The following is a 22,427-nucleotide window of genomic DNA, read 5'->3' on the forward strand; positions in this document are numbered from 1 at the left end:
CAAATCGGGGAAGATCGCATAAGGAGGTGATGTTTCTATGGCTCTGACCAATCTGATTCCCTGGCGCCGTCGGGCTGACCAGGCTCGGGGTGGTCAGGTCGTGGTAAAGCGGGAGGAACAGGAACCCATCTACGAGCTGCAGCGCTCCATCAACAGCCTGTTCGACGAGTTCTTCCGCCAGTTCGCCGACTTCGGCCTCTGGCCTGGGGAGCCGCTGACCGAGTCCTTCGGCCTCTTCAACCCGCGGGTGGATGTCAGCGAGACCGACAAGGAGATCCGGGTTTCGGCCGAGTTGCCGGGCATGGAGCCCGATGATATCGAGGTCACCGTCTCCGGCAATTTGCTGACCATCAGCGGCGAAAAGCGGGCCGAGCATGAGGAACAGGGCGAACAGTACTACCGCATGGAGCGCACCTATGGGTCCTTCCAGCGCACCATCCCGCTGCCCTACGAGGTGGATGCGGACAAGGTGAACGCCCGTTACAAGAACGGCGTGCTCACCATCACCCTGCCCAAGCCTGGTGAAGCGCAAGGGCGCCGCTGGCGGATCCCCATCAAGTTGGGCTGAGGCCCAGCCTTCCGCCACCTCGTTATCCATTTGTGTTCTCCATTTGTGTTGTTCATTTGCGGAGTCGGCATCTGCGGATGCCGACTCCGCGTCGCGATGGTTGCCTATAGGTGGAATAGGCATCCGGCCCTGAAAAAATGGCTCTACTGCACAAAGGTCAAATGAGGACGCTGACCCACACAGATGAACGCTGATTCAGGCCATTCTCTCCTGCGTTTCTTTGTGTCCTTGCGCCTTTGCGTTAAAAATGCTCTTTTGCAGGGGAGTCAAAAATGGAACACGGATGGCCCCGAATGGGTAGGCCCGGTCTCCTGATCGGACATCCGCACCCAGCGGGACGGGAACCCATGTCACGCAGGGATGCGTGACCTACGGATGGTGCGGATTTTTCATCCCCCGTGGCGCAATGAAAGCGAGTGAAAGACTCAGATAGATGGTGGATTCACCCGGCCGGGTGTTTTGTTTGCCCCGATCCCGGCGTCGCTGCCAGAATTTCCCCGGAACTTTTGTTGTGTGTCCCTCGTTGTGAAAACGTATGAGACACGTAGATTTTCTCCCGGGGATGAATATGAGGAAATGGCTTGGGCGCCGCTCTTTCTGGCTGCGTCTGAGCCTGGGCCTGGCCCTCGTCCTGGTGGCCAGCGGCTATGGCCTGTACACCTGGCTCCTGGCCGACCTGCCGCCGGTCAGCGCCGTGGAGCAGCGGCTGGTCCGCCCCACCACCCAGATCCTGGATCGCCACGGCCGCGTCCTCTACGAGGTCATCGACCCGGCCGCGGGCAAGCAGATCAGCCTGGACCTCTCCACCCTACCCAGGGCCTGCATCCAGGCCACCCTGGCCACAGAAGACAGCCGCTTTTACCTCCACCCCGGCGTTGACCCCCTGGCCATCCTGCGGGCTGTGTGGCAGAACCTGCGAGGTCGGGAGGTGATCAGCGGCGGCAGCACCCTGACCCAACAGCTGGCCCGGAACCTCTTGATGGAGCCCGCCGAACGCTACCAGCAGAGCCTCCGCCGCAAGATCCGGGAGGCGTGGCTGGCCTGGCAACTGGAACGCCGGTACACCAAGGATGAGCTGCTGGCCCTCTACCTCAACCAGACCTACTACGGCAACTTTGCCTTTGGCATCGAGGCCGCGGCCCAGATTTTCTTCGCCAAACCCGCCGCCCAACTCAGCCAGGCTGAGTGTGCCCTGCTGGCCGGCCTGGTCCAGTACCCATCCGGCTACAACCCCCTCCAGCATCCCGACGCGGCCAAGGAACGCCAGTTGACCGTCTTGCGCCTCATGTGGGAGGCGGGCTATCTGACCGATGACCAGGTTCAGGAGATCGCGGCCCAACCCCTCCGCTATCGATCCCGCCTCTTCGACATCCGGGCCCCCCACTTTGTCATGTACGTCCAGGACATCCTGGCGCAACGGCTGGGGCCGGACCGGCTGCGGGATGGTGGCCTGCGGGTCTATACCACCCTGGACCTGGACCTGCAGCGCCAGGCCGAAGCGTCCATCCGCTACCGGCTGGACCTGCTCAACTGCCGCATCCCCGGCCTCTGTGACGAGCGGACCGATCCCAACCGACGGGTGGACAACGCCGCCGCGGTGGTCCTGGATGGCCAGACGGGGCAGATCCTGGCCATGGTGGGCAGCCCGGACTACTTCGACCCCCGCATCCAGGGCAATGTCAACGCCGCGTTGAGCCTGCGCCAGCCGGGCAGCGCCATCAAACCCCTGACCTACGCGGCCGCGCTGGATCCCGCGTGGAGCGCGCGCCTGGGCCTGCAGCCCCTGACGCCCGCCTCCATCCTGGCGGATCTGCCCACCACCTTCTACGTGCGGGACGAACAGGGCGGCAATGTGCCCTACCAGCCCTTGAACTACGACCGCCAGTTCCACGGGCCGGTCAGCGTGCGCACCGCCCTGGCCAACAGTTACAATGTTCCCGCAGTCAAGGTGCTCCAGCGCATCGGCGTGCCCAGCCTGGAACAGATCGCCGCCCAGGCCGGCATCAGCACCTTCACCAACGAGTACGGCCTGGCGCTCACCCTGGGTGGCGGCGAGGTGAAACTGCTGGAGTTGACCGCTGCCTACGGCATTTTCCTGGACGGCCATCGCCGGGATCCCCAGGCCATCCTGGCCATCGAGGAAGTGGTGGACGGGGTCAGCCGTCCCCTGCCCGGCTTTCAGGCACCTGAAGCCACCCTGGGTCCCCAGGTCATCCAGCCCGACACCGCCTACCTCATCACCCACATCCTGGCCGACCCGGTGGCCCGTATCCCGGCCTTCGGCGAGGGCTCCGTCCTGGAGCTCCCTTTTCCCGCGGCCGTCAAGACCGGGACCACCACCGACTGGCGGGACAACTGGACCATCGGCTATTCCACCCGGCGCATCGTGGGCGTCTGGGTGGGCAACGCCGACAACACGCCCATGCTGGACATCAGCGGGGTGGACGGCGCCGGCCCCATCTGGCATGATCTGATGCTGGCGGCCCACCCGACGCCGCCCCAGGACTTCCCCCGGCCGGAGACGATTACCCAGGTGACCATCTGCGCGCCCAGCGGCCTCTTGCCCTCCCGGGACTGCCCCCGGACCCGCCAGGAGATCTTCATCCGGGGGACTGAGCCAACCCAGGTGGACAACCAGTTCCAGCGCATCTCCGTGGACCTGGCCACCGGCCTGCGGGCCGGGCCGGATACTCCACCGGAGCGGGTGGCCGAGCGGGTCTACTGGCTGTTGCCGCCCGAATACTGGGACTGGATGCAGCGCCAGGGCATTCCCATCCCGCCGCCGGCCACGGTGGCCCAGGATTCCGCCCCGGGCCGGGACCAGCTGGTGGACGCCTCCACCAACGCCTCTCCCCTGGTCTTGAGTGCGCCCACATCCCACACCGGGTACGCCATTCATCCCGGCGTACCCCGGGAACGGCAGCGCATCCAGGTGGCGGGCCACGTGGCGGATGGTCGACCCTGGGCGGAGCTACGTCTGATGATGGACGGCATTCCCGTGGCCGAGGCCCGGCAGGCAGCCCAGCTCAGCGCCTGGTGGCCCCTGGAGCCCGGCCCCCACCACTTCTGGCTCGAAGGGCGCATGGCTGAGGATGGGCCTGTTGTCCGTTCTGAACAGGCCCTGGTGGTGGTAGACGATTTGACCCATGCCCAGCCCCTGACGGTGAGCAGGCAGCCATGAACCCAATTCGGCAAATCAACCCAAACCCCGGAGGCATTCCCATGCAGAGAACCCGTCGATATCTTCCCTTGCTTCTGCTGCTTCTCTTCACCCTGGGCCTGACCGCATCCTGCACCGGGCGCCCATCTGCGTCGACCCAGGGCGCGGCCTTCACCCCCAAGACCGAGCTTCGGATGCTTCCGGCTGCGGCGCGCCAGGCCGCCCCCGCAGCCTTGCCGCCGGTCCTGATGGAAAGCACACCGCCGGACGGCGCCTCCTGGCATGGCGGACCGGTCGTCCTGACCTTCGACCAGCCCATGGACCCCGAAAGCGCGGCCAGCGTTTCTGTGGAGCCCGCCCTGGGGGGGGATGTGGCGGTGGAAGAGAACCGCATCATCTTCACCCCCGGGGAAGATCCCATCCCGGGCCAGCGCTACACCCTGCGGGTGGACGTGGATGCCCGCTCCGCAGCCGGTACCCCTCTGACCGCGCCGGTGGAGCTCTCCCTGATGGCCGCCCTGCCCCTGCAGGTGACCGCCACCCAGCCTTCGGACGGCGCGGTGGATGTCTCCACCGACGGCCAAATCGTGGTGATCTTCAACCGGCCGGTGGTCCCCCTCACGGGTCTGGAGGAGCAGGCCAATCTGCCCCAGCCTTTGACCCTGGAACCAGCTGTGGAAGGGACCGGCACCTGGCTGAACACCAGCGTCTACGCCTTCACCCCGGCCCGGGGACTGGCCGGCGCCACCCAGTACCGGGCCACGGTGGCGGATGTGAGCGCGGTGGGCGGTGAAACCCTGGAAGCGCCCTACGTCTTCACCTTCACCACCGCCGCCCCCACGGTGGTCCAGGCGACGCCGGCCGGTGAGCTGGTTCGCCCCGACAGCGCCATCCAGGTTGTCTTCAGCCAGGCCATGGATCCTGCCAGCACCGAGGCCGCCTTCGCGGTCCATCCGCTGGATGACCCCACGCCCCTGGCTGGTGAACTGGCCTGGAACAGCGCCCACACCACCCTGACCTTCACCCCCACCGCGCCCCTGGACTTCGGCGTCACCTACGTCATCACGGTGGATGAGACTGCGCAGCCGGCCAGCCGCCAGGGGAGCCTGCGTGGCGCCTTCCGCCAGGAGTTCACCGTGGTGCCCCTCCCCGCCGTCGCGTTGACCGATCCCGTCGACGGCGAGGAGAAGGTCTCCCCCGACCGCAGCGTCTTCATCCGCTTCAACGCGCCGGTGAGCCCCACCCTGGTGCTGCAGAATGTGACGGTCACCCCGGTGCTGAGCACCACCCGGGTCTACAGCTACTATGCCGAATACAACAACGAGCTGACCCTGAGTTGGTTCAAGGAGCCCAACACCACCTACACCGTCACCGTGGGCGCGGCCATTGCCGACGAGTACGGCAATACCCTGGGCCAGGACTATGTCTTCAGCTTCACCACCGGCGACTACCCGCCCTTTGTGCGCCTGAGCCTGGACCGCTTCACCCACTTCAGCGCCTATACCCAGACCCAGGCCAGCCTGCTCTACCGCAACGTGGACGACATCCAGGTGGACCTCTACCGGCTGCCCGAAACCGAGCTCTTCAAGTTGACGGGCAGCAACCAGTGGCAGGTGTGGGACAGCTACCAGGTGCCCAACCCGGAGGCCAACCGGGTCTGGAGCCGCCACTACCAACCGGTTGAAGAACGCAACGTGACTATTCGCCAGGTCATCACCCTGACCGATGAAGCCGGCAATGTCCTGCCGCCGGGCGCGTACCTGCTGGAAGCCCGCATGCCCCGGGGGCAGTCGCCCCAGGAAGCCGCGCCCGGTCAATACCAGGCGGTGGTGCTCCTCAGCAACCACAACCTGGTGGTCAAAAAGAGTCTGGACGGCGCCAGCCTGGCCTGGCTGACCGACCTTCAGACCGGCCAGGCCGTTCCCGACACCGAGATCCGCTTCTACGCCGACGGTGAACTCCTGGGCCAGGCCGTCACCGACGAGGGAGGCGTCGCCACCGCCCAGCTCTCCTTCCCGCCGGACCGGAACTGGGTTCCCCTGCTGGCTGTGGCCGGGACGCCAGGCGAGGCCGACTACGCGGTGGTCTCCAGCGAATGGAGCAGCGGCATTGCCATCTGGGACTTCAACCTGCCCGGCGGCTATAGCCTGGAGCGCTACCAATCTTACTTCTACACCGACCGGCCCATCTACCGGCCCGGCCAGACCGTCTACTGGAAGGGCATCGTGCGGGAGCTGGTGGACGACCAGTACCGCCTGCCGCCGACGGACCTGCCCATCATCGTGACCATCCGGGATGACCGGGGCAACGCGGTGTTCACCCAGGAGTACACGCCGGACTCGGTGGGTACCCTCACCGGGGAGCTGGCCCTGGCGCCGGAAGCCACCACCGGCTACTACTACCTGGAAGCCCGCATGCAGGTCACGCCAGAGCAGTTCGTCTACGGCGCCACCAGCTTCCAGGTGGCTGCGTACGAGAAGCCAGAGTTCCAGATTTCCGTCACACCCGACCAGCCGGCGTATGTCCAGGGCGACACCGTGCGGATCACCGTCCAGGCCGACTACTTCAGCGGAGGCGCCCTGGCCAATGCGCCGGTTACCTGGCGGCTGCTCAGCGAACCGTACCACTTCTATTGGGAGCAGGCGCCCCGGGGTCGTGCCTACAGCTTCATGCCCTTTGACCCGGCGCAGGAGCGCTATGACCCCTACCAGGCCTTCTTCTACCTGGGCCTGATCCAGGAGGGGGAGGGGCACACCGACGGCAACGGCACCTTCGTCATCGAACTGCCGGCGGATATTGCCCAGGTGGCCCAGAGCCAAAACTGGACCTTCGACGTCACCGTCCAGAGCCCCACCAACCAGTGGGTCAGCGGCCGCACCACCGTGCCCGTTCACAAGGGCGAGTTCTACGTGGGCCTCAGCCCCCAGGAGTATGTGGTCACCGTGGGGCAGGACAGCACCGTGGATCTGGTCACCGTCACGCCCCAGGGGGAGCCCTACCCCGGCGCCACGCTGGAAGTGGTGGCCTATGAATTCGTCTGGAACAGCGTCTACGAACAGGCCGCCGATGGCTCGTACCGCTGGACCACCAGCGTAGAGCGCACGCTGGTCTTCACCGAGACCGTCACCACCGACCGGCGGGGAAGTGCCGCCATCACCTGGACCCCACCTCGGGGCGGCCAGTACCAGGTGGTGGCCACCGGCCAGGACGACCGGGGCAACCCGGTGAGCAGCAGCGTCTTCATCTGGGTCAGCAGCGAGGAATTTGTGGCCTGGCCCCGGGAGAACAATGACCGCATGGAGCTGGTGGCCGACCGGACCCTGTACGCGCCCGGCGACACGGCCCAGATCCTGGTGCCCAGCCCCTTCCAGGGGCCGGTCCAGGCTTTGGTGACCATCGAGCGGGGCGGCGTGCTGGAATCCCAGGTCATCACCCTGAACGGCAACAGCGAGACCCTGGAAATTCCCATCACGGCGGACTATATCCCCAACGTCTACGTGGGGGTGATCCTGGTGAAAGGGGTGGACGAGACCAACCCCACCCCGGCCATGCGGGTGGGCTATGTCCAACTGGCCGTGGACACCAGCCAGAAGGAGCTGGGCATCCAGATCACGCCCTCCGCGACCACGGTCCGCCCCGGCGACACCGTCACCTACACCCTCACCGTGACCGACAGCACAGGCCAGCCGGTGGCCGGCGTCGATCTCAGCGCCGCGGTGGTGGACAAGGCGGTGCTGAGCCTGGCCCAGGGGGACATCCGCTCCCTGTTGGACGTCTTCTACACCCAGCGGCCTCTGGCGGTCTCCACGGGCGCGTTGCTGGTCATCAACCGGGATCGGCTCAGCCAGCAGCTTTCGGAAGGCGCCAAGGGTGGCGGTGGTGGCGGCCCGGGGGGCCTGGAAATCCGCCAGGACTTCCCCGACATCGCCTACTGGCAGGCCCACCTGATCACCGATGAGAACGGCCAGGTGCAGTTCGCGGTGACCCTGCCCGACAACCTCACCACCTGGCGCCTGGCGGTAAAGGCCATCACCGCCGACACCCGGGTGGGCGACGCGGTCTACGACGTGGTGGCCACCAAGGAACTCCAGGTCCGCCCCATCCTGCCCCGCTTCTTCACCGCCGGTGACCGGGTCCAGATCGGCGCGGTGGTGCTGAACGCCACCGACCAGGCCCTGGCCGAGGGACACTTCAGCGTGGCAGTCAGCGGCGGCGTCCTGGGGACGGCGGAGACCACCCGGTCGCTGACGTTGGATGCCAACGGCCAGGCCCGCTTCGACTTCCCGCTGGAGGTGCCCTCCACCGCGGAACAGGTGGTGATCACCTTCACCGCCCAGGCCGGTTCTCTGGCCGATGGCGTGCGCGTGGCCCTGCCTGTGGTCCGCTATGAAACGCCGGAAACCGTGGCGACGGCCGGCGAAGTACCCGCCGAGTCCGGCAGCGTGCTGGAAGCCATCCGCCTGCCCGCCGGGGCCACGGACAACGGCCAGCTGGTGGTGAACGTGGAGCCCAGCCTGGCGGCCGGGCTGGTGGATGGGCTGAGCTATCTGCGCCACTTCCCGTACGAATGCAACGAGCAGACGGTGAGCCGCTTCCTGCCCAACCTGTTCACCGTGCGGGCCCTGCGGACCCTGGGCATCGAGAACGAGGCGCTCTCCAACAACCTCTCCTACCAGGTGGGGATCGCCGTTCAGCGGCTGACCAGCCGCCAGAATCCCGACGGCGGCTGGGGCTTCTGGCCGGGGGAGGCCAGTTCTCCCTTCATCACCACCTACGTGTTGTGGGGGCTCTCCAGCGCCCAGGAGATGGGCTACACCGTGCCGGCCTCGGTGCTGCAGAACGGGGTGAACTATCTGGAGAGCACCTTCCTGGCCCCGAAGGATGTCCAGGAGAACTGGCGTCTGAATGAGATGGCCTTCACCCACTTCGTGCTGTCGGAGATGGGGCAGGGCGATCCGGGGCGGGTGGCCACCCTCTACGACGTGCGGGAACGGCTGGGCCACTACGGCAAGGCGTTCCTGGCCATGGCCCTGGACAACCTGGATGAAGATGGCGGCCTGAATGTGCGCACCCAGACACTGCTGGACGATCTGGTGGGCGCGGCCCGTATCACGGCCACGGGTGCCTCCTGGCACGAGGAGACGGTGGATTGGTGGACGCTGAACAGCGATGTGCGCACCACGGCCATTGTGCTGGGCGCGCTGGCCCGCCTGGATCCGGGGCATCCGCTGTTGCCCCAGGTAGTCCGCTGGCTCATGGAACAGCGGAAGAACGGGCGTTGGGCCACCACCCAGGAAAACGCCTGGTCCATCATCGGCCTCACCGACTGGCTGGCGGCCAGCGGTGAGCTCCAGGCGGACTACAGCTGGTCGGTGCTACTCAACGGCCGGGAACTGGGCAGCGGCGCCGTCGGGCCTGAGAACCTGACCGACAAGGTGCGGCTCCAGGTGGCGGTGGCGGATCTGTTGCGCAGCGAGGCCAATGCCCTCCAGTTCAACCGGACCGGAGATACAGGACGGCTCTACTACACCACCTACCTGACCTACTACCAGGACGCCCTGGCGGTGGAAGCCCGGGATCGGGGCATCGTGGTGGATCGGCGCTTCGACCTGCCTGGCCCGTCCCCCCGGCTGGGGGTGAGCAGCGCCGCGGTGGGGGATGTCATCAGCGTGACCGTGACCATCGTGGCGCCCACCGACCTGCATCAGTTGCTGGTGGAAGTGCCCATCCCCGCCGGCACGGAGCCCATCGACACCAGCCTGGCTACCACCAGTCTGGCCAACCAGGGACCGGAATTCGGACCGGTGGAAGATGTGGGGGTGCCCCAGCCTGCCTGGCGCTACTGGCTGCCCAGCAACGTGGACATTCGCGACGACAAGGTAGCCCTCTTTGCCAGTTACGTGCAGGCTGGCACCTACCAGTACACCTTCCAGGTGCGGGCCAGCATCCCCGGCGAGTTCCGGGTGCTGCCGGCCTACGCGGAGCAGATGTACTTTAACGAAGTGTGGGGACGCAGCAGCGGGGCGCTTTTTACGGTGACAGAGTAGCGGGAGAGGGTTGTGTAAAGGTGGTTACGTGGTGGGTAGTGGGTGGCTCCACTGGGAGCCACCCACCACCCACTACTACAGTCTGGCGTAAATACCACGGCAGAAATTCCGGGTGCCCTCTGGGCGCGCTTCCTTTGGTGGAACCGATCGGCGAATTTCTGCCGGGATTTACGACGTGCCGGCATGGCGGAACGCCAGCAAATCTTGGGAGAGGTCACGTCCGATCTTCCACGCCACCCCTTTCTCCCGGGCCAGTGCGGCTGTATCTTCGGCCACCCACTCTTCGCCGATGACCACCCCCAGCGCGTTGACGCCGGCCCGGCGCAGTGTCTCCGCCCGCTGGGCCGCCCGCAACACGTCCAGGCGATCGACCCGAACGGAAACTTCCACCACAGCGTAGGTGTCGTCCTTCCACCAGATCAGGTCGGCCAGCATGGGGTCGGCCTCTTCGGGAAGATCGACGAGATCGGGAAGCCGTGCCGTCAACGCCTGGAGGCGACGATAGATATGGTCCCGTTGGAGGCGGCCTCCTTCCCCTTCGCCCAGCAGCCGGGAAGCGCGTAATTCCACGCTCCGTTCGTACTGTTCGCCCCGGCGTCGCCCCTCCTCACCGGCCTGCCAGCGCATGATGGTCTGGAGTTCTTCCTGCATCCGCAGTTGGGATTCGACGAGCTGCTCGCTGAGCCGCTCCAGGCGGGCCAGTCGCTCCTCGACCCCCTCCAGCCGCGCTTCGGCCCGGCGCTGCATCTCTGCCAACTCGGCCACGATCGCTGCCAGTCGGTCCAGCTTCTCACCCAGACCATCGACACGGCCTGGCAGTTCCCGGAGCGGTTCCAATTCCAGGGCGGCCAGGAGTTGCCGACGCGCCTCGGGGTCACGGCGGATCAGGTCGATGATCGAGCGGAGTTGTTCTGAACTGAGGGCCATCCTTCATGCCTCCAGTGAGGTGCGCTTCTGTATCGAGGCGAGTTGCCGCCTCTTCTAGGCTCTCACTTGCCACCTGTATTTTACCATGTCCGCAGGCGAAGTGGGAGGAGGAAAAAGACAAAAAAATGCGCAACCGAAGTTGCGCATTCCCTGAGCGGGCGAACGGACTCGAACCGTCGACATTCAGCTTGGGAAGCTGACGTTCTACCACTGAACTACGCCCGCAAATCCTTTCAACCCCAAGTATACAAACACACCTCTCCCTTGTCAAATTGAATCGGGGGCCTATTGGGACGCCCGGGATTTTGCCGGAACAATCCTTCCGCCCCGCCCGTCCCAAGAATACGACCACGTTGGCACGTGCCGTGGCCTGGCTGTTTGACGGTCAGAAGAAGCCTCGCCAGAGGATTTCATCCCTAGAAGAAGGTGGTGTTTCCATGAACGCTCGACCTGTCTCGGCGCCTGCCCGGCGCCTGCCCTCAGCCACCCGGGGCCGCTACCCAGGTGTGCACAGGCCCTGGCATCCATGGCTCGTGCTGTGGATGGCTCTCCTCCTGTTGCTGATATGGCCCTTGCCGGCCCACGCCCAGGACGTCATCCTGCCGCCTCCCTTCCCACCGCCGCCTGCGCCGCCCCCGCCGGTGCCCATGATCCCCACCGTGGGCGTGGACCGCTATCAGGTGGACGTGCAGATCGACGGCCGCATTGCTTCCGTCCATCTCTCCCAGGTCTTTCGCAACCAGGGGAACCAGCCTGTGGAAGGGACCTACCTCTTCCCATTGCCACCTGACGCCGCGGTGGGCGGCTTCCAGATGCGGGTGGACGGCCAGGTGATCGAAGGGGAACTGTTGCCCGCGGACCAGGCACGGCGCATCTACCAGGATGTGGTCCGGCGCTATCAAGATCCGGCCCTGCTCCAATACCTGGGACGGGGTCTCTTCCAGGCCAACCTGTTTCCCATCCCGCCGGGCGAGAGCCGCACCGTCGAACTGCGCTATACCCAGCTCATCGGGCAGCAAAATGGCCTGGCCTACTTCCGTTTTCCCCTGGCCACACCCCAACATCGGGATGGACGCCTGGGCGCTTTGGAGATTCGCGTGGATCTGGTCAACCAGCCCGGCCTGCGCATCCTCTACAGCCCCAGCCACCCCATCGACGTAAGCCGGCCCGCCGATGACCAGGCCAGGGTCACCTTCAGCCAGCAGGACGTTCGGCCGGAAAGCGACTTCGAGCTCTACTTCAGCACAGCCGAGGACGCCGTGGGGCTGAACCTTCTCAGCTACAGGCCGGCCGGCGAAGATGGCTACTTCGTCTTGCTCGCCGCGCCGGCCATCCAGGCGGCCGCGCCCGAGCTGGTCCGGCGGGATCTGGTGCTGGTGCTGGATGTCTCCGGCTCCATGGAGGGCGGCAAGCTGGAGCAGGCCAGGGCCGCCGCCCACTTCATCGTGGATCATCTCAACCCGGGCGACCGCTTCAACCTCATCAGCTTCAGCACCGGCGTGCGCCTCTGGCAGCCGGGCCTCCAGCCCGTCGCTGACGAAACCCGCCAGGGCGCCCACGCCTGGATCGATGGGCTCCAGGCCGGCGGTTCCACCGACATCAACCGGGCCCTGCTGGAGGCCCTGGCCCAAATTCAGCCCGAACCCGAAGCCGAAGGACGCCCGGCCTACATCCTCTTCCTGACCGATGGCCTGCCCACCCAGGGGGAGACCGACGCCTGGCGCATCGTGGACAACGCCATCCGGCATGCCCCGGCCCACCGCAGCGTGCGCCTCTTCACCTTCGGCGTGGGCTACGACGTGAACACCGACCTGCTGGACACGGTGAGCAGCCGGCTCCAGGGCCGCAGCAGCTACGTCCGCCCGGATCAGCGCATCGATGAAGCCGTCAGCCAGTTCTACGCCGGCATCAGTGCGCCGGTCCTGGCCGATCTGGCCCTGGATTTTGGGGAGGGAGTGGCCACCTACGACCTCTTCCCCTATCCCCTGCCCGACCTCTTTGCCGGTGAGCAGCTGGTGGTGGCCGGCCGTTACCAGCAGAGCGGCACCATCACCGTGACGCTGCAGGGGCAGGTCAACGGTGTCACCCAGATCTACCCCTTCCCGGATCAGACGCTGGTCTCCGCCGGGGGGGAACCCTTTGTGGCTCGCCTTTGGGCCACCCGCAAGATCGGCGCCCTGCTGGAGGCCATCCGCCGCAACGGTGCCAGCCAGGAGGCCATCGATGCGATCGTGACCCTCAGCCTGCGGTATGGCATCGTCACGCCGTACACCAGCTACCTGGTTCAGGAACCCTCTTCCGTGGCGGCGGCTCCCCGGCCTCTCGTGCCAGGCGGCCAGGGGGGCGCAGGCCCAGTGCCGCTCCCGGCCGATGCCATGCCCAGGGCCTATGGCCCGGTTGCCCAGGCGTCGGTGGCCGCCGAGGCCGAGGCAGTGGCCGCCCTGCCGGCTGCGGGCGAAGCGGCCGTGGTGGCCAGCCAGGCCCGCAGCCAGATCGCCGAGGCCACCGTGGTGCCGGAGCACGAGGCGGTGCGCTTTGTCAACGGCAAGACCTTCGGCCGCCAGGGCCAGGTACCCGGGCCGGATGGAGAAGGGTTGATCCTCTGGGTGGATACGGCCTACGAGGAATCCATGGCCGTGGAGACGGTGATCTTTGGCAGCCCTCGCTACTTCCAGCTGGCGGAAGATCCGGACATGGCCCAGTGGCTGGCCATCTCGCCGGAGCTGGTCGTGGTGGTGGATGCCGGCCACGCCATCCGGATCACCACCCGCATCGAGCAGTGATGGCGCTTTTGGGGTGTGCTGCGCCCCATTGCAGCGCAGCACACCCCAAGATGAAGGGCTTTCCTCCCCTCACCCTGCCCCGGCGTTCGCCTCCTGCACGCGCCTCAACAGGTCGACCACGATCTCTTCAGCCGGCGCCGGCAGCATGGCCTCCTGGAACCCCAGGATGCTGACCAGGGGCATGTCCAGGATGAAGGCGGTCATGTCCATGCCGATGGAGGCCGTGTCTTCGCCGCCCAAAGCCGCCCCGAGCTGCGCCACCATCTGCTGATACATGGGCTCGAACAGGGGGCGCCCAATGGGGTCGGCCAGCCATTCCTGCACCGTGGATTCCATGTCCAGGCGGCTGGGGAGTGGCCGGGTAGCCTCCAACGTCACCGTCACCTGGGCCCGGATGTCGGCCGAGGATGCGCCGATGAGGAGGTCGTACTGTCCCCCCTCGGCCACCCAGCGGCCATAGGCCGGGTCGAAGTAGGCAAAGGCCCGCTCGTCCAGGTGGATGGTGACCGTCCGGGTTTCACCGGGCGCCAGTTCCACCTTGGCAAAGCCCTTCAGCTCCTTGGGCGGGCGGGCCAACCGGGCCTGATGGGGCCGAACATAGACCTGGACCACTTCGGCGCCGGCTCGCTGGCCCGTGTTGGTGATCTCCACCAACACATCCACACCATCCACCTCTCGGAACGTGGGGCTCGATGGGCGGGCATGGCTGTACTCGAAGGTGGTGTAACTGAGCCCGTGGCCGAAGGGGAACAGGACGGGTATCTGGCGGGCGTCGTAGTAGCGGTAGCCCACGTACAGGCCTTCGCCGTAGCGCACTTCGCCATTTTCCCCTGGAAAGTGGAGGAAGGCTGGCGTATCTTCCAGGCGCATGGGGAAGGTCTCTGCCAGTCTGCCGGACGGGTTGACCACGCCGTAGAGCACGTCGGCGATGGCGCCGCCGCCTGCCTGCCCCATGAGCCAGGCCTGCACCACCGCGGCCACCCCGTCGATCCACGCCTGCATGTCGATAGCCGACCCACTGTTCAGCACCACCACCGTCCGGGGCTGGACGGCGCTGACCGCCTGGATCAGGGCCACCTGCTGGCGGGTCAGGTCCAGGTCAGTCCGGTCGTAGCCTTCGGATTCCTTGGACGCCGGGAGGGCGGCGAAGATCAGGGCCACGTCGGCCTCTGCCGCGGCGGCCACGGCTTCGTCGATGAGCTCCTGCTGGAAGCTGTCGTCGGCCGGGTAGCCTTCCCGATAGGTCAGGTCGCCCTCGCCGGCCAGCCGGGCCAGCTCGTCCAGGGGAATATCCACCCGGGTCGGGTTGATGTGGGAACTGCCCCCGCCCTGGAAGTGGGGTTCCCTGGCCGCGCGGCCGATCACTGCCAGGCATTGTCCCTTCTGCAGAGGCAGGATCCCATCGTTTTTGAGCAACACCATGCCGGCGGCAGCCACCCGCCGCGCCAGGGCGTGGTGAGCGTCCACGTCAAAGGTCTCGGTTTCCTTAGGTGTGGCGGCAGCCCGCTCCACCGCGGCCAGAATGCGGCGGACTGCCTCGTCTAATACCGCTTCATCCAGGGCGCCGCTGCGGACGGCGTCCACTACCGCCTGGGTACGATGGGGTTTGGGGCCGGGCATCTCCAGGTCCAGTCCGGCCTCCAGCGCCCGCACCCGGTCATGGACCGCGCCCCAGTCGGACACCACCACGCCGTCGAATCCCCACTCCCCTTTCAAGATCTGGGTCAGCAGCCGGGCATTCTCGGAGCAGTAGATGCCGTTCACCTTGTTGTAAGCGCACATGACCGTCCAGGGTCGGGCCTCTTTCACGGCCCGCTCGAAGGCGGGCAGGTAGATCTCACGGAGGGTGCGTTCATCCACCACCGCGTTGATGCGCAGGCGCTCATGCTCCTGGTTGTTGACAGCGTAATGCTTCAGGGAAGTGCCCACACCCTGGCTCTGGATGCCCTGGATCAGGCTGCTGGCCAGGACACCGGCCAGGTAGGGATCCTCGGAGAAATACTCAAAGTTGCGGCCACCCAGCGGAGATCGCTTGATGTTGACGCCGGGCCCCAGCAACACATCCACACCCAGGGCCCGGGCCTCGGCGGCCAGGGCTTCGCCCATAGTGTAGAGCAGCTGAGGATCCCAGGTGGCGGCCAGTGCCGCGGCGGTGGGAAAGCAGGTGGCCGGCAGGCTGGGCGCGGCCAGCGCGTGGACGTCCGGCACCCGGCGGACGCCATGGGGGCCGTCGGAGAGGAGCATGGCCGGGATGCCCAGCCGCTCCACGGCCGTGGTAGTCCAGGCGCTGGCCCCGGTGCAGAGGGCTGCCTTCTCTTCCAGGGTCATCTGCGCCACGAGGCTGGAGAGGTCGTCCATGACAGGTTCCTTTCTGGCCTGTTCTATCCGGATAGATACGCCTCAGCGACCGTCCTTGCTGCAGCCGCCCTCTCCGCTGGGGCGGACGTGGGGCCGGGCCCGATCCTCGATGCCCTTCCAGGCGTATGGATCCTGGCCCGCGATCATCACGATGTCCCGATAATCCGCAATGGCCATGTGTTCCCCTTCTTGGGGTGGACGCCAGGGCAGGAGGGACTCCGCGCTCATGTAGTGGTTGACCAGCACCCGGCGATAGCCAGACGGCGCCCGGTTGGGCAGGGAGCGGTGGAGGAGATAGCCGTTGAAGAAAAGGATGGAGCCGGCTTCGACTTCCACCGGTACCGCGTCTTCGTCGGTGTAGGGAAAGTTGTAGGCCTCGCCTGTGCAGTCGAAGCGGCGGTCGTTGTGTTCGTGCTGGGGCCAGATGATGCCGTGACGGTGGGAGCCGGGGATGACCCACAGGCAGCCGTTCTCCACGGTGGCATCGTCCAGCGCGATCCAGGCGCCGGTCAGGGAGCGGTCCCGGGTGGGGATGAAGTATTCGTCCTGATGCCAGGCCTGGCCGGGCTTGCCCGAGGCCTTGATGAAGAGCATGGACTGCATGCACTTCACGTTGGGGCCGATCACCTGGGTCAACACCTGGGCGATGGCCGGGTGCCCCAGGTAGCGGTGCATCACCGGCGAGATCTTGTGGGGAAAGTGGATGCACAGGTAGCGGCGCAGGACGTCGTCGTCGCTTTCCTCGGGCCCGGCAGGCGTGACGCCCCGGATCTCGCCCAGTTCTCCCCGGCAGACCCGGGTGGTCTCCTGGCGGAGCTCCTCCACTTCGCCCGGCGTCAGCCCGCCGGGCAGGATGACATAACCTTCCTGGTGATAGGCGGCCACCACCTCCGGCGAGAGGGGCAGGGAGGTGGCCACGTTCAAACCTGAGGCTGTGAGGATGGACATGGTGCTTTCCTTTTGTCGGTGTGGTTCATCCCTTGAGGGCGCCGGCCAGCAGCCCCCGCATGAAGAGGCGGCCCAGGAGCAGATAGACCAGGACGGTGGGCAGCGCGGCGATGAGGGCGGCGGCCATCTGCACGTTCCACTCCACGCTCCAGCTGCCGGCGATGTTCTGGACTGCCACGTTGATGGGCGCCAGCCGGGGCGTGCTCAGGACCACCAGGCCGATCAGGTAGTCGTTCCAGATGGTGGTGAACTGCCACAGCAACACCACCGCAAAGGCGGGCATGGAGATGGGCAGCAGGATCCACCGGTAAATGCCGAAGAAGCCACAGCCGTCGATCTTGGCCGCGTCCACCAGCTCGTTGGGCACCCCGGCGTAGTAGCTGCGGAAGAGCAGGGCTGTGATGGGAATGCCAAAGATGCAGTGGACCAGGATCAGGCCGATGACCGTCCCATAGAGCTTCAACGCCTGCAGGGTGAGCACCAGGGGGATCAGAATGCCCTGGTAGGGCAGGAACATGCCCACCAGAAAGAGGATGAACAGGGTGTCCGCCCCCCGGAAGCGCCACTTGGCAAAGATGTAGCCGTTGATGGAGCCGATGAAGGCGGAGATGAGCGCAGCGGGGACGGTGATGATGACGCTGTTCTTGAAATTGGGCGAGACCAGCCGCCATGCCTCCAGGAAGCCATCCAGATAGATGCCCCGGGGCAGCTCCCACATGCGGGTGATGTTTACGTCCGCGTAGGGCTTGAGGCTGGTGATGAGCATGACGTAGAAGGGCATCAGGTAGAAGGCCGCGAAGGCGGTCAACACCAGGTAGATGGCCCCGCGGCTCCACAGCCGTTGCAGACTCATCGTTCCACCTCCCCCCGCATGCTCATCAGGTAGGGCACAATCAGGAAGGCCGACAGGAAGATCATGAACGAGCCGATGGCCGCGCCCAGGGAATAGCGATACGCGCCAAAGGTGGACTGGAACATGTAGAAGGCCAGGGTGTCCGTGGCGAAGGCCGGGCCGCTACCGCTCATGGCCGAGACCAGGTCGAAGACCCGAATGGAGTTCATCCCGGTGAGGACGATGGCGGTGAAGGTGACCGGCATGAGCAGAGGGATGATCACATGGCGGTAGGTGGCGAAGGTGCCCGCCCCGTCGATGGCGGCCGCCTCCCGCAGCTCATTGGGGATCCCCCGCAGGCCGGCCAGGTAGAGGGCCATCACATAGCCGGTGAACTGCCAGGCCGCGGCGATGCTCACCGCCCACATGCCGTACTGGGGATGGCTGTTCCAGGTGGGCTGGAAGTTTTCCAGGCCGATCTTGGCGAAGAGCAGGTTGATGCCCGTGCTGGGCTGCATGAGCCAGCGCCAGGCCACGCCGGTGACGATACCCGAGACTGCAAAGGGAAAGATGATGATGGTCCGGTAGATGGCTTCCCCTTTGATCTTTTGGTCCAGCAGGGCGGCGATGATGAAGCCGAAGACGATGCACTGGGTCATGAAGCCCGCCGCGTAGTAGACCAGGTTCCGCAGGTCGATGTGGAAGCGGCGGTCCGAGAAGAGCCGTTCCCAGTTGGCCAGGCCCACGAAGGTGAAGTCCGGCACCTGGCTGTTCCACTTCACGGTGGACATGTAGAAGGTCCAGCCGATGAAGCCGTAGATGAACAGGGCCACCGCGATGATGGATGGCGTCAGCACCAGCACCGCGATGAACATGTCGCTCCGTAGCCAGGAGCGGCGTCTCTTCTGGGTGATGGGGGAGGCGGCCACGCCGCGCTCCCCCGTTGCTGGAATGCTCTTATGCGCCAAAGCCTGCATCCTCCGCTGCCTGGATCAGCTGGGCCTGGGCGGCGGCCACATCCCGGGTGGTGGCCAGCACGTTGAGGGCGATGGCGTAGTCCAGCACGAAGCTCTGCTTGGCGGCTGCGCCATGCTGGATGCTGGGCACCAGGATGTTGGTCTTGAAATCTTCCATGGCCTCCAGCTGATATTCGTCGTAGACGCTCAGGTCGGCATCGGTGCGGGCGGGGATGGAGCCCTTGGGCGGGTTGAAGGCGTCCTGACCTTCCCGGGAGCCACAGACCCGCAGCCAGTTGATGGCGTTTTCCCGATGGGGTGCGTTCTTGGGCAGGCCGAAGGAATCGGACAGGACGATGAACTTGCCCTGGGTGCCCGGGGAGGGGGCCCAGTGGTAGGTGGTGAAGCCCTTGGACTTGAGCACGCCGTGGGTCCAGTCGCCCATGATCATCATGGCGGGGCCATCGTCGGCCACGTAGCGGTCGTTGATGTCGCCCCAGCTGGTGCTCAGGTAATCCGGATTCGCGTAGTCGTAGGCCCGGTTGAGGATCTCCAGGGCCTGGGTTACCTGCTCGCTCTCCCAGCTGGTGGAGCCGTTGAAGAGGCCCCGGTAGGTCTCCGGATCCATCACCGCCACCAGCACCGTCTCGAAGACGTGGCCGCTGAAGTTGGGCTCGTTCTCGGCCACGGCCAGCGCGGGAATGCCGGCCGCCTTCAACATTTCGGCCACTTCGAAGAACTCGTCCCAGGTGGTGGGGGGCTCGGCGCCCACAGCCTCCAGCTTGTCCGTGCGATACCAGAGGACGTTGGAGCGGTGGATGTTGACCGGCACCGACCAGGGATGGCCGTCGTAGGAGGCGATCTCGATCAGATCCTGGGGGAAGACGTCATAGAGCCCTTCTTCTTCGTAGAGGAAGTCCAGCGGCTCCATGCGCCCCGGGATGACGTGGCTGTCGATCAGCTCCCGGCCCAGGTGCACCTGGAAGGAGTCCGGCGGTTGACCGCCCTGCATGCGGGTTTCCAGCAGGGCCTTCATGTTGCCGCCCTGCCCGGCGCCGCCGGCCAGGGCCGCGTTGATGATTTCCACGTCGGGGTACTTTTCGCTGTAGATGGCGTACAGCGCGTTCAGGGCCTCCACCTCACCGCCCGAGGTCCACCAGGAGAAGATCTCCAGCTGGTTCTCGCCGCTGGCGCCCTGGGCCGGGGCTTCCTGCGCGGGGGCCTGGGCGCCGCCGGTGGCTCCGGGGGCGGCGGGTGCAGCACAGGCTGCCATCAGCGCCGCGCTGGTGGCGCCAAAGCCCAGGTACTTCATGAACTGCCGTCGATTGACGACGCGCTTGGATTGCATGGTCAAACCTCCTGAAGCTGTTTGATTGGGTAGACAACGAATAGGTGGACGGATGCCCGCAAGCGTCTCGGTGGCAGGAACAGGCCGACTGGCCCTGGGATCTTTGGCGAAGATTGGGGCAGACAGCGCCGAAAGGCGACGCTCGCAGGCTGGATTGCAACCCTATTGATAGCACATTTTGCCCGCCGAGGCAAACGATTTAATTTGATTTTCTCGGACTTGTCTCCAATGGGTGGCAGGTACGGCTCCCAGCTGCCCGGTTTCGGCAGATCCGTGAAGATGGAGGGAGACCGCCGAAGCGCAGCTGCGAGCTGCGCCTACGAGGGGGAGACCATTGGTTGCGGCTCCCAGCCGCCCGATGGTGCCACATCCCGACAGACGAAAGAATGACGACAGTCCCCGTAGGGGCGGGCCCCCGTGCCCGCCCGCCGGCGCCCATCACGAAAGGGCGCCGGTTTGCCGTAGGTGCGGCTCCCAGCCGCCCGGATGCCGTCCCGTATAGAAATGGGACCTACGGCCTTGATGACGCGCGGGGACTGGCACCGGCGATTGCCAACCGCCGCTATGGCCCTTCCCTCCCTTGGGACATATCCAATTTCTGGCTGCCGGTTCGCCAATCCTGGGTTCCGGGGGTATAATCAGGCAATCCTACAGATGGAAGCCGCTTTTGTTCCTGGGGGAGGATCTCATGTCCCAGCCATTGCCAACCGTTGCCATTCTCAGCCCGGGCGATATGGGCCACGCGGTGGGCCGGGTTCTGCGGGAGCACGGCCTGCCGGTGATCACCTGCCTGCAGGGCCGCAGCCCTCGCACCCGCAACCTGGCCGCCCAGGCAGGCATTGCCCCGGTGGATAGCTACGAGGAGCTGGTCCAGCAGGCGGATCTGCTGCTCTCCATCCTGGTGCCGGCCCAGGCCCTGACCGCCGCCCGCCAGGTGGCGGAGGCGCTCCAGCGGACCGGCGCCGATTTGCTCTACGTGGACTGCAACGCCATCTCGCCCGAAACGGTGCGCCGGTTGGGCCAGGAGGTGGAGCAGGCCGGTGCCCGCTTCGTGGACGCCTCCATCATCGGGCCGCCGCCCCGGGAGCCAGGCGCCACCCGCTTCTACGCGTCGGGCCCCCACGCAGACGAATTCGCCGTTCTTCAGAATTTTGGGCTGGACGTGCGGGTCATCGGGGAGACGGTGGGCCACGCGTCGGCCCTCAAGATGTGCTATGCCGCGCTGACCAAGGGGCTGACCGCCCTGAGCACCGAGCTGCTGGTGGCGGCCCAGGCCCTGGGTGTCTGGCCCGCCCTGCGCCAGGAGTTCGAAGCCAGCCAGCCGGCCATGCTCCAACGGATGAACCGCAGCCTGCCGGGTATGCCGGCCAAGGCCTACCGCTGGGTGGGCGAGATGGAGGAAATCGCAGCCACCTTTGAGCAGGTGGGCCTGACCCCGCGCATGCTGCTGGGCGCGGCCGACATGTATCGCTTGGTGGAACAGACGCCCCTGGCCCGGCTCACGCCTGAAGATCCCCAGCCCACCCTGGAGGAGATGCTCCAGATCTTGAGTGAGCACCTGTCGCAGGTTGTCGGCTCCACGTCGGGGTAGCCCGGCCGGGTACCAACCTGTTCTCTTCAACCATTCGCCATTTTACAGACACAGGAGTCATGCCCATGTCCCAATGGTCAGACGGCTACGTGACCGTCAACGGCATCCAGATCCACTATCACCGCACCGGCGGCGAGAAACCGCCCGTGGTCCTGGCCCACGGCATCACCGACAACGGCCTCTGCTGGTCCAGGCTGGCCCGGGCCCTGGAGGAGGACTATGACCTCATCCTGGTGGACGCCCGGGGCCATGGCCTGTCGGACAAGCCCGAGCAAGGCTATTCCCGGGAAGATCACGCCGCGGACCTGGCCGGGCTGATCCAGGCCCTGGAGCTGGACAGGCCGGCCATCATCGGCCACTCCATGGGCGCGGCTTCTGCGGCCGTCTGCGCGGCCCGCTACCCGGACGTGGTGGGCTGCCTGGTACTGGAGGATCCGCCGTGGCGCATGCCGGACGCGCCCGCCGACCAGGATCCCCAGGAGCGGGCCGCCCAGTGGCGTGAGGAGATCCTCAAGCGCCAGCAGCTCAGCAAGGAGGAGATCATCGCCCAGGGACAGACCCAAAACCCTACCTGGTCGGAAGAGGAATTCGATGCCTGGGCCGAGGCCAAACTGCAGGTCAGCCCCAACGTGCTGGAATTTGTGGGGCAGGACGGGCTGCCCTGGGTGGAGACGGTGAAGGCCATCCGCTGCCCCACCCTGCTGGTGATCGCGGACCCCGAGCGGGGGGCCATCGTCACGCCGGAACTGGCCCGCCAGGCTGCTGAACTGAACCCGGCCGTGGAGGTGGCCCACATCCTGGGGGCCGGCCACAACATCCGCCGGGAGCAGTTCGACTCCTTCCTCCTGGCCGTGCGCGACTTCCTGGCCCAGCACGTGGGCAGCCAGGGCTAGCCGGACAGGACAGAGG

Annotated in this window: 12 protein-coding genes and 1 tRNA gene; 6 read left to right on the plus strand and 7 right to left on the minus strand. The window is 66.1% G+C overall.

What is annotated here, in order from left to right; genetic code table 11:
* The first annotated feature begins 37 nt into the window (after positions 1–37).
* The 3 genes from FKZ61_RS04240 to FKZ61_RS04250 all read left to right on the plus strand — a co-directional run bounded on the left by FKZ61_RS04240 (position 38) and on the right by FKZ61_RS04250 (position 9,775).
* A complete protein-coding gene (locus FKZ61_RS04240) occupies positions 38–568 on the plus strand; it encodes an Hsp20/alpha crystallin family protein (protein WP_141608822.1) in 531 nt (176 codons plus the stop codon).
* A 568-nt stretch (positions 569–1,136) separates the two neighbouring features.
* On the plus strand, positions 1,137–3,749 hold the full coding sequence (locus tag FKZ61_RS04245; RefSeq protein WP_170199222.1) for a penicillin-binding protein 1C: 2,613 nt from the start codon (positions 1,137–1,139) through the stop codon (positions 3,747–3,749).
* A gap of 41 nt (positions 3,750–3,790) precedes the next feature.
* Entirely contained in the window at positions 3,791–9,775 is a 5,985-nt protein-coding gene (locus tag FKZ61_RS04250) for an Ig-like domain-containing alpha-2-macroglobulin family protein (protein ID WP_170199224.1), read from the plus strand.
* A 168-nt stretch (positions 9,776–9,943) separates the two neighbouring features.
* Here FKZ61_RS04250 and FKZ61_RS04255 read toward each other — a convergent pair whose 3' ends face one another.
* Both FKZ61_RS04255 and FKZ61_RS04260 read right to left on the minus strand, forming a co-directional pair.
* The gene (locus tag FKZ61_RS04255) at positions 9,944–10,702 is read right to left on the minus strand and encodes a hypothetical protein (protein WP_141608825.1); all 759 of its coding nucleotides are present in this window, start codon (positions 10,700–10,702) and stop codon (positions 9,944–9,946) included.
* 153 nt (positions 10,703–10,855) lie between these two features.
* Positions 10,856–10,927 (minus strand) — tRNA-Gly (locus FKZ61_RS04260).
* 212 nt (positions 10,928–11,139) lie between these two features.
* Here FKZ61_RS04260 and FKZ61_RS04265 point away from each other — a divergent pair.
* Entirely contained in the window at positions 11,140–13,485 is a 2,346-nt protein-coding gene (locus FKZ61_RS04265; RefSeq protein ID WP_141608826.1) for a VIT domain-containing protein, read from the plus strand.
* A gap of 69 nt (positions 13,486–13,554) precedes the next feature.
* Here FKZ61_RS04265 and FKZ61_RS04270 read toward each other — a convergent pair whose 3' ends face one another.
* Genes FKZ61_RS04270 through FKZ61_RS04290 form a run of 5 tightly spaced genes read right to left on the minus strand, consistent with a single transcriptional unit; the run spans position 13,555 to position 19,927 of the window.
* On the minus strand, positions 13,555–15,843 hold the full coding sequence (locus FKZ61_RS04270; protein ID WP_229964134.1) for a glycoside hydrolase family 3 C-terminal domain-containing protein: 2,289 nt from the start codon (positions 15,841–15,843) through the stop codon (positions 13,555–13,557).
* A 42-nt stretch (positions 15,844–15,885) separates the two neighbouring features.
* Entirely contained in the window at positions 15,886–16,791 is a 906-nt protein-coding gene (locus FKZ61_RS04275) for a phytanoyl-CoA dioxygenase family protein (protein ID WP_141608827.1), read from the minus strand.
* Positions 16,792–16,816: 25 nt separating this feature from the next.
* Entirely contained in the window at positions 16,817–17,644 is an 828-nt protein-coding gene (locus FKZ61_RS04280) for a carbohydrate ABC transporter permease (protein ID WP_141608828.1), read from the minus strand.
* Positions 17,641–18,591: a carbohydrate ABC transporter permease gene (locus FKZ61_RS04285; RefSeq protein ID WP_211358400.1), complete on the minus strand. Its 951-nt coding sequence runs from the start codon at positions 18,589–18,591 to the stop codon at positions 17,641–17,643. The genes FKZ61_RS04280 and FKZ61_RS04285 overlap by 4 nt, the downstream gene beginning before the upstream one ends.
* Positions 18,581–19,927, minus strand: a complete 1,347-nt coding sequence (locus tag FKZ61_RS04290) for an ABC transporter substrate-binding protein (RefSeq protein WP_211358401.1) — start codon at positions 19,925–19,927, stop codon at positions 18,581–18,583. Before FKZ61_RS04290 ends, FKZ61_RS04285 begins: the two co-directional genes overlap by 11 nt.
* A gap of 688 nt (positions 19,928–20,615) precedes the next feature.
* Here FKZ61_RS04290 and FKZ61_RS04295 point away from each other — a divergent pair.
* Positions 20,616–21,518, plus strand: coding sequence for an NAD(P)-dependent oxidoreductase (locus tag FKZ61_RS04295; RefSeq protein WP_141608830.1), 903 nt, complete (start codon positions 20,616–20,618; stop codon positions 21,516–21,518).
* A 65-nt stretch (positions 21,519–21,583) separates the two neighbouring features.
* Positions 21,584–22,411: an alpha/beta fold hydrolase gene (locus FKZ61_RS04300; protein ID WP_141608831.1), complete on the plus strand. Its 828-nt coding sequence runs from the start codon at positions 21,584–21,586 to the stop codon at positions 22,409–22,411.
* The last annotated feature ends 16 nt before the right edge of the window (positions 22,412–22,427 follow it).

This window comes from Litorilinea aerophila (genome assembly GCF_006569185.2).
GTDB lineage: Bacteria > Chloroflexota > Anaerolineae > Caldilineales > Caldilineaceae > Litorilinea > Litorilinea aerophila.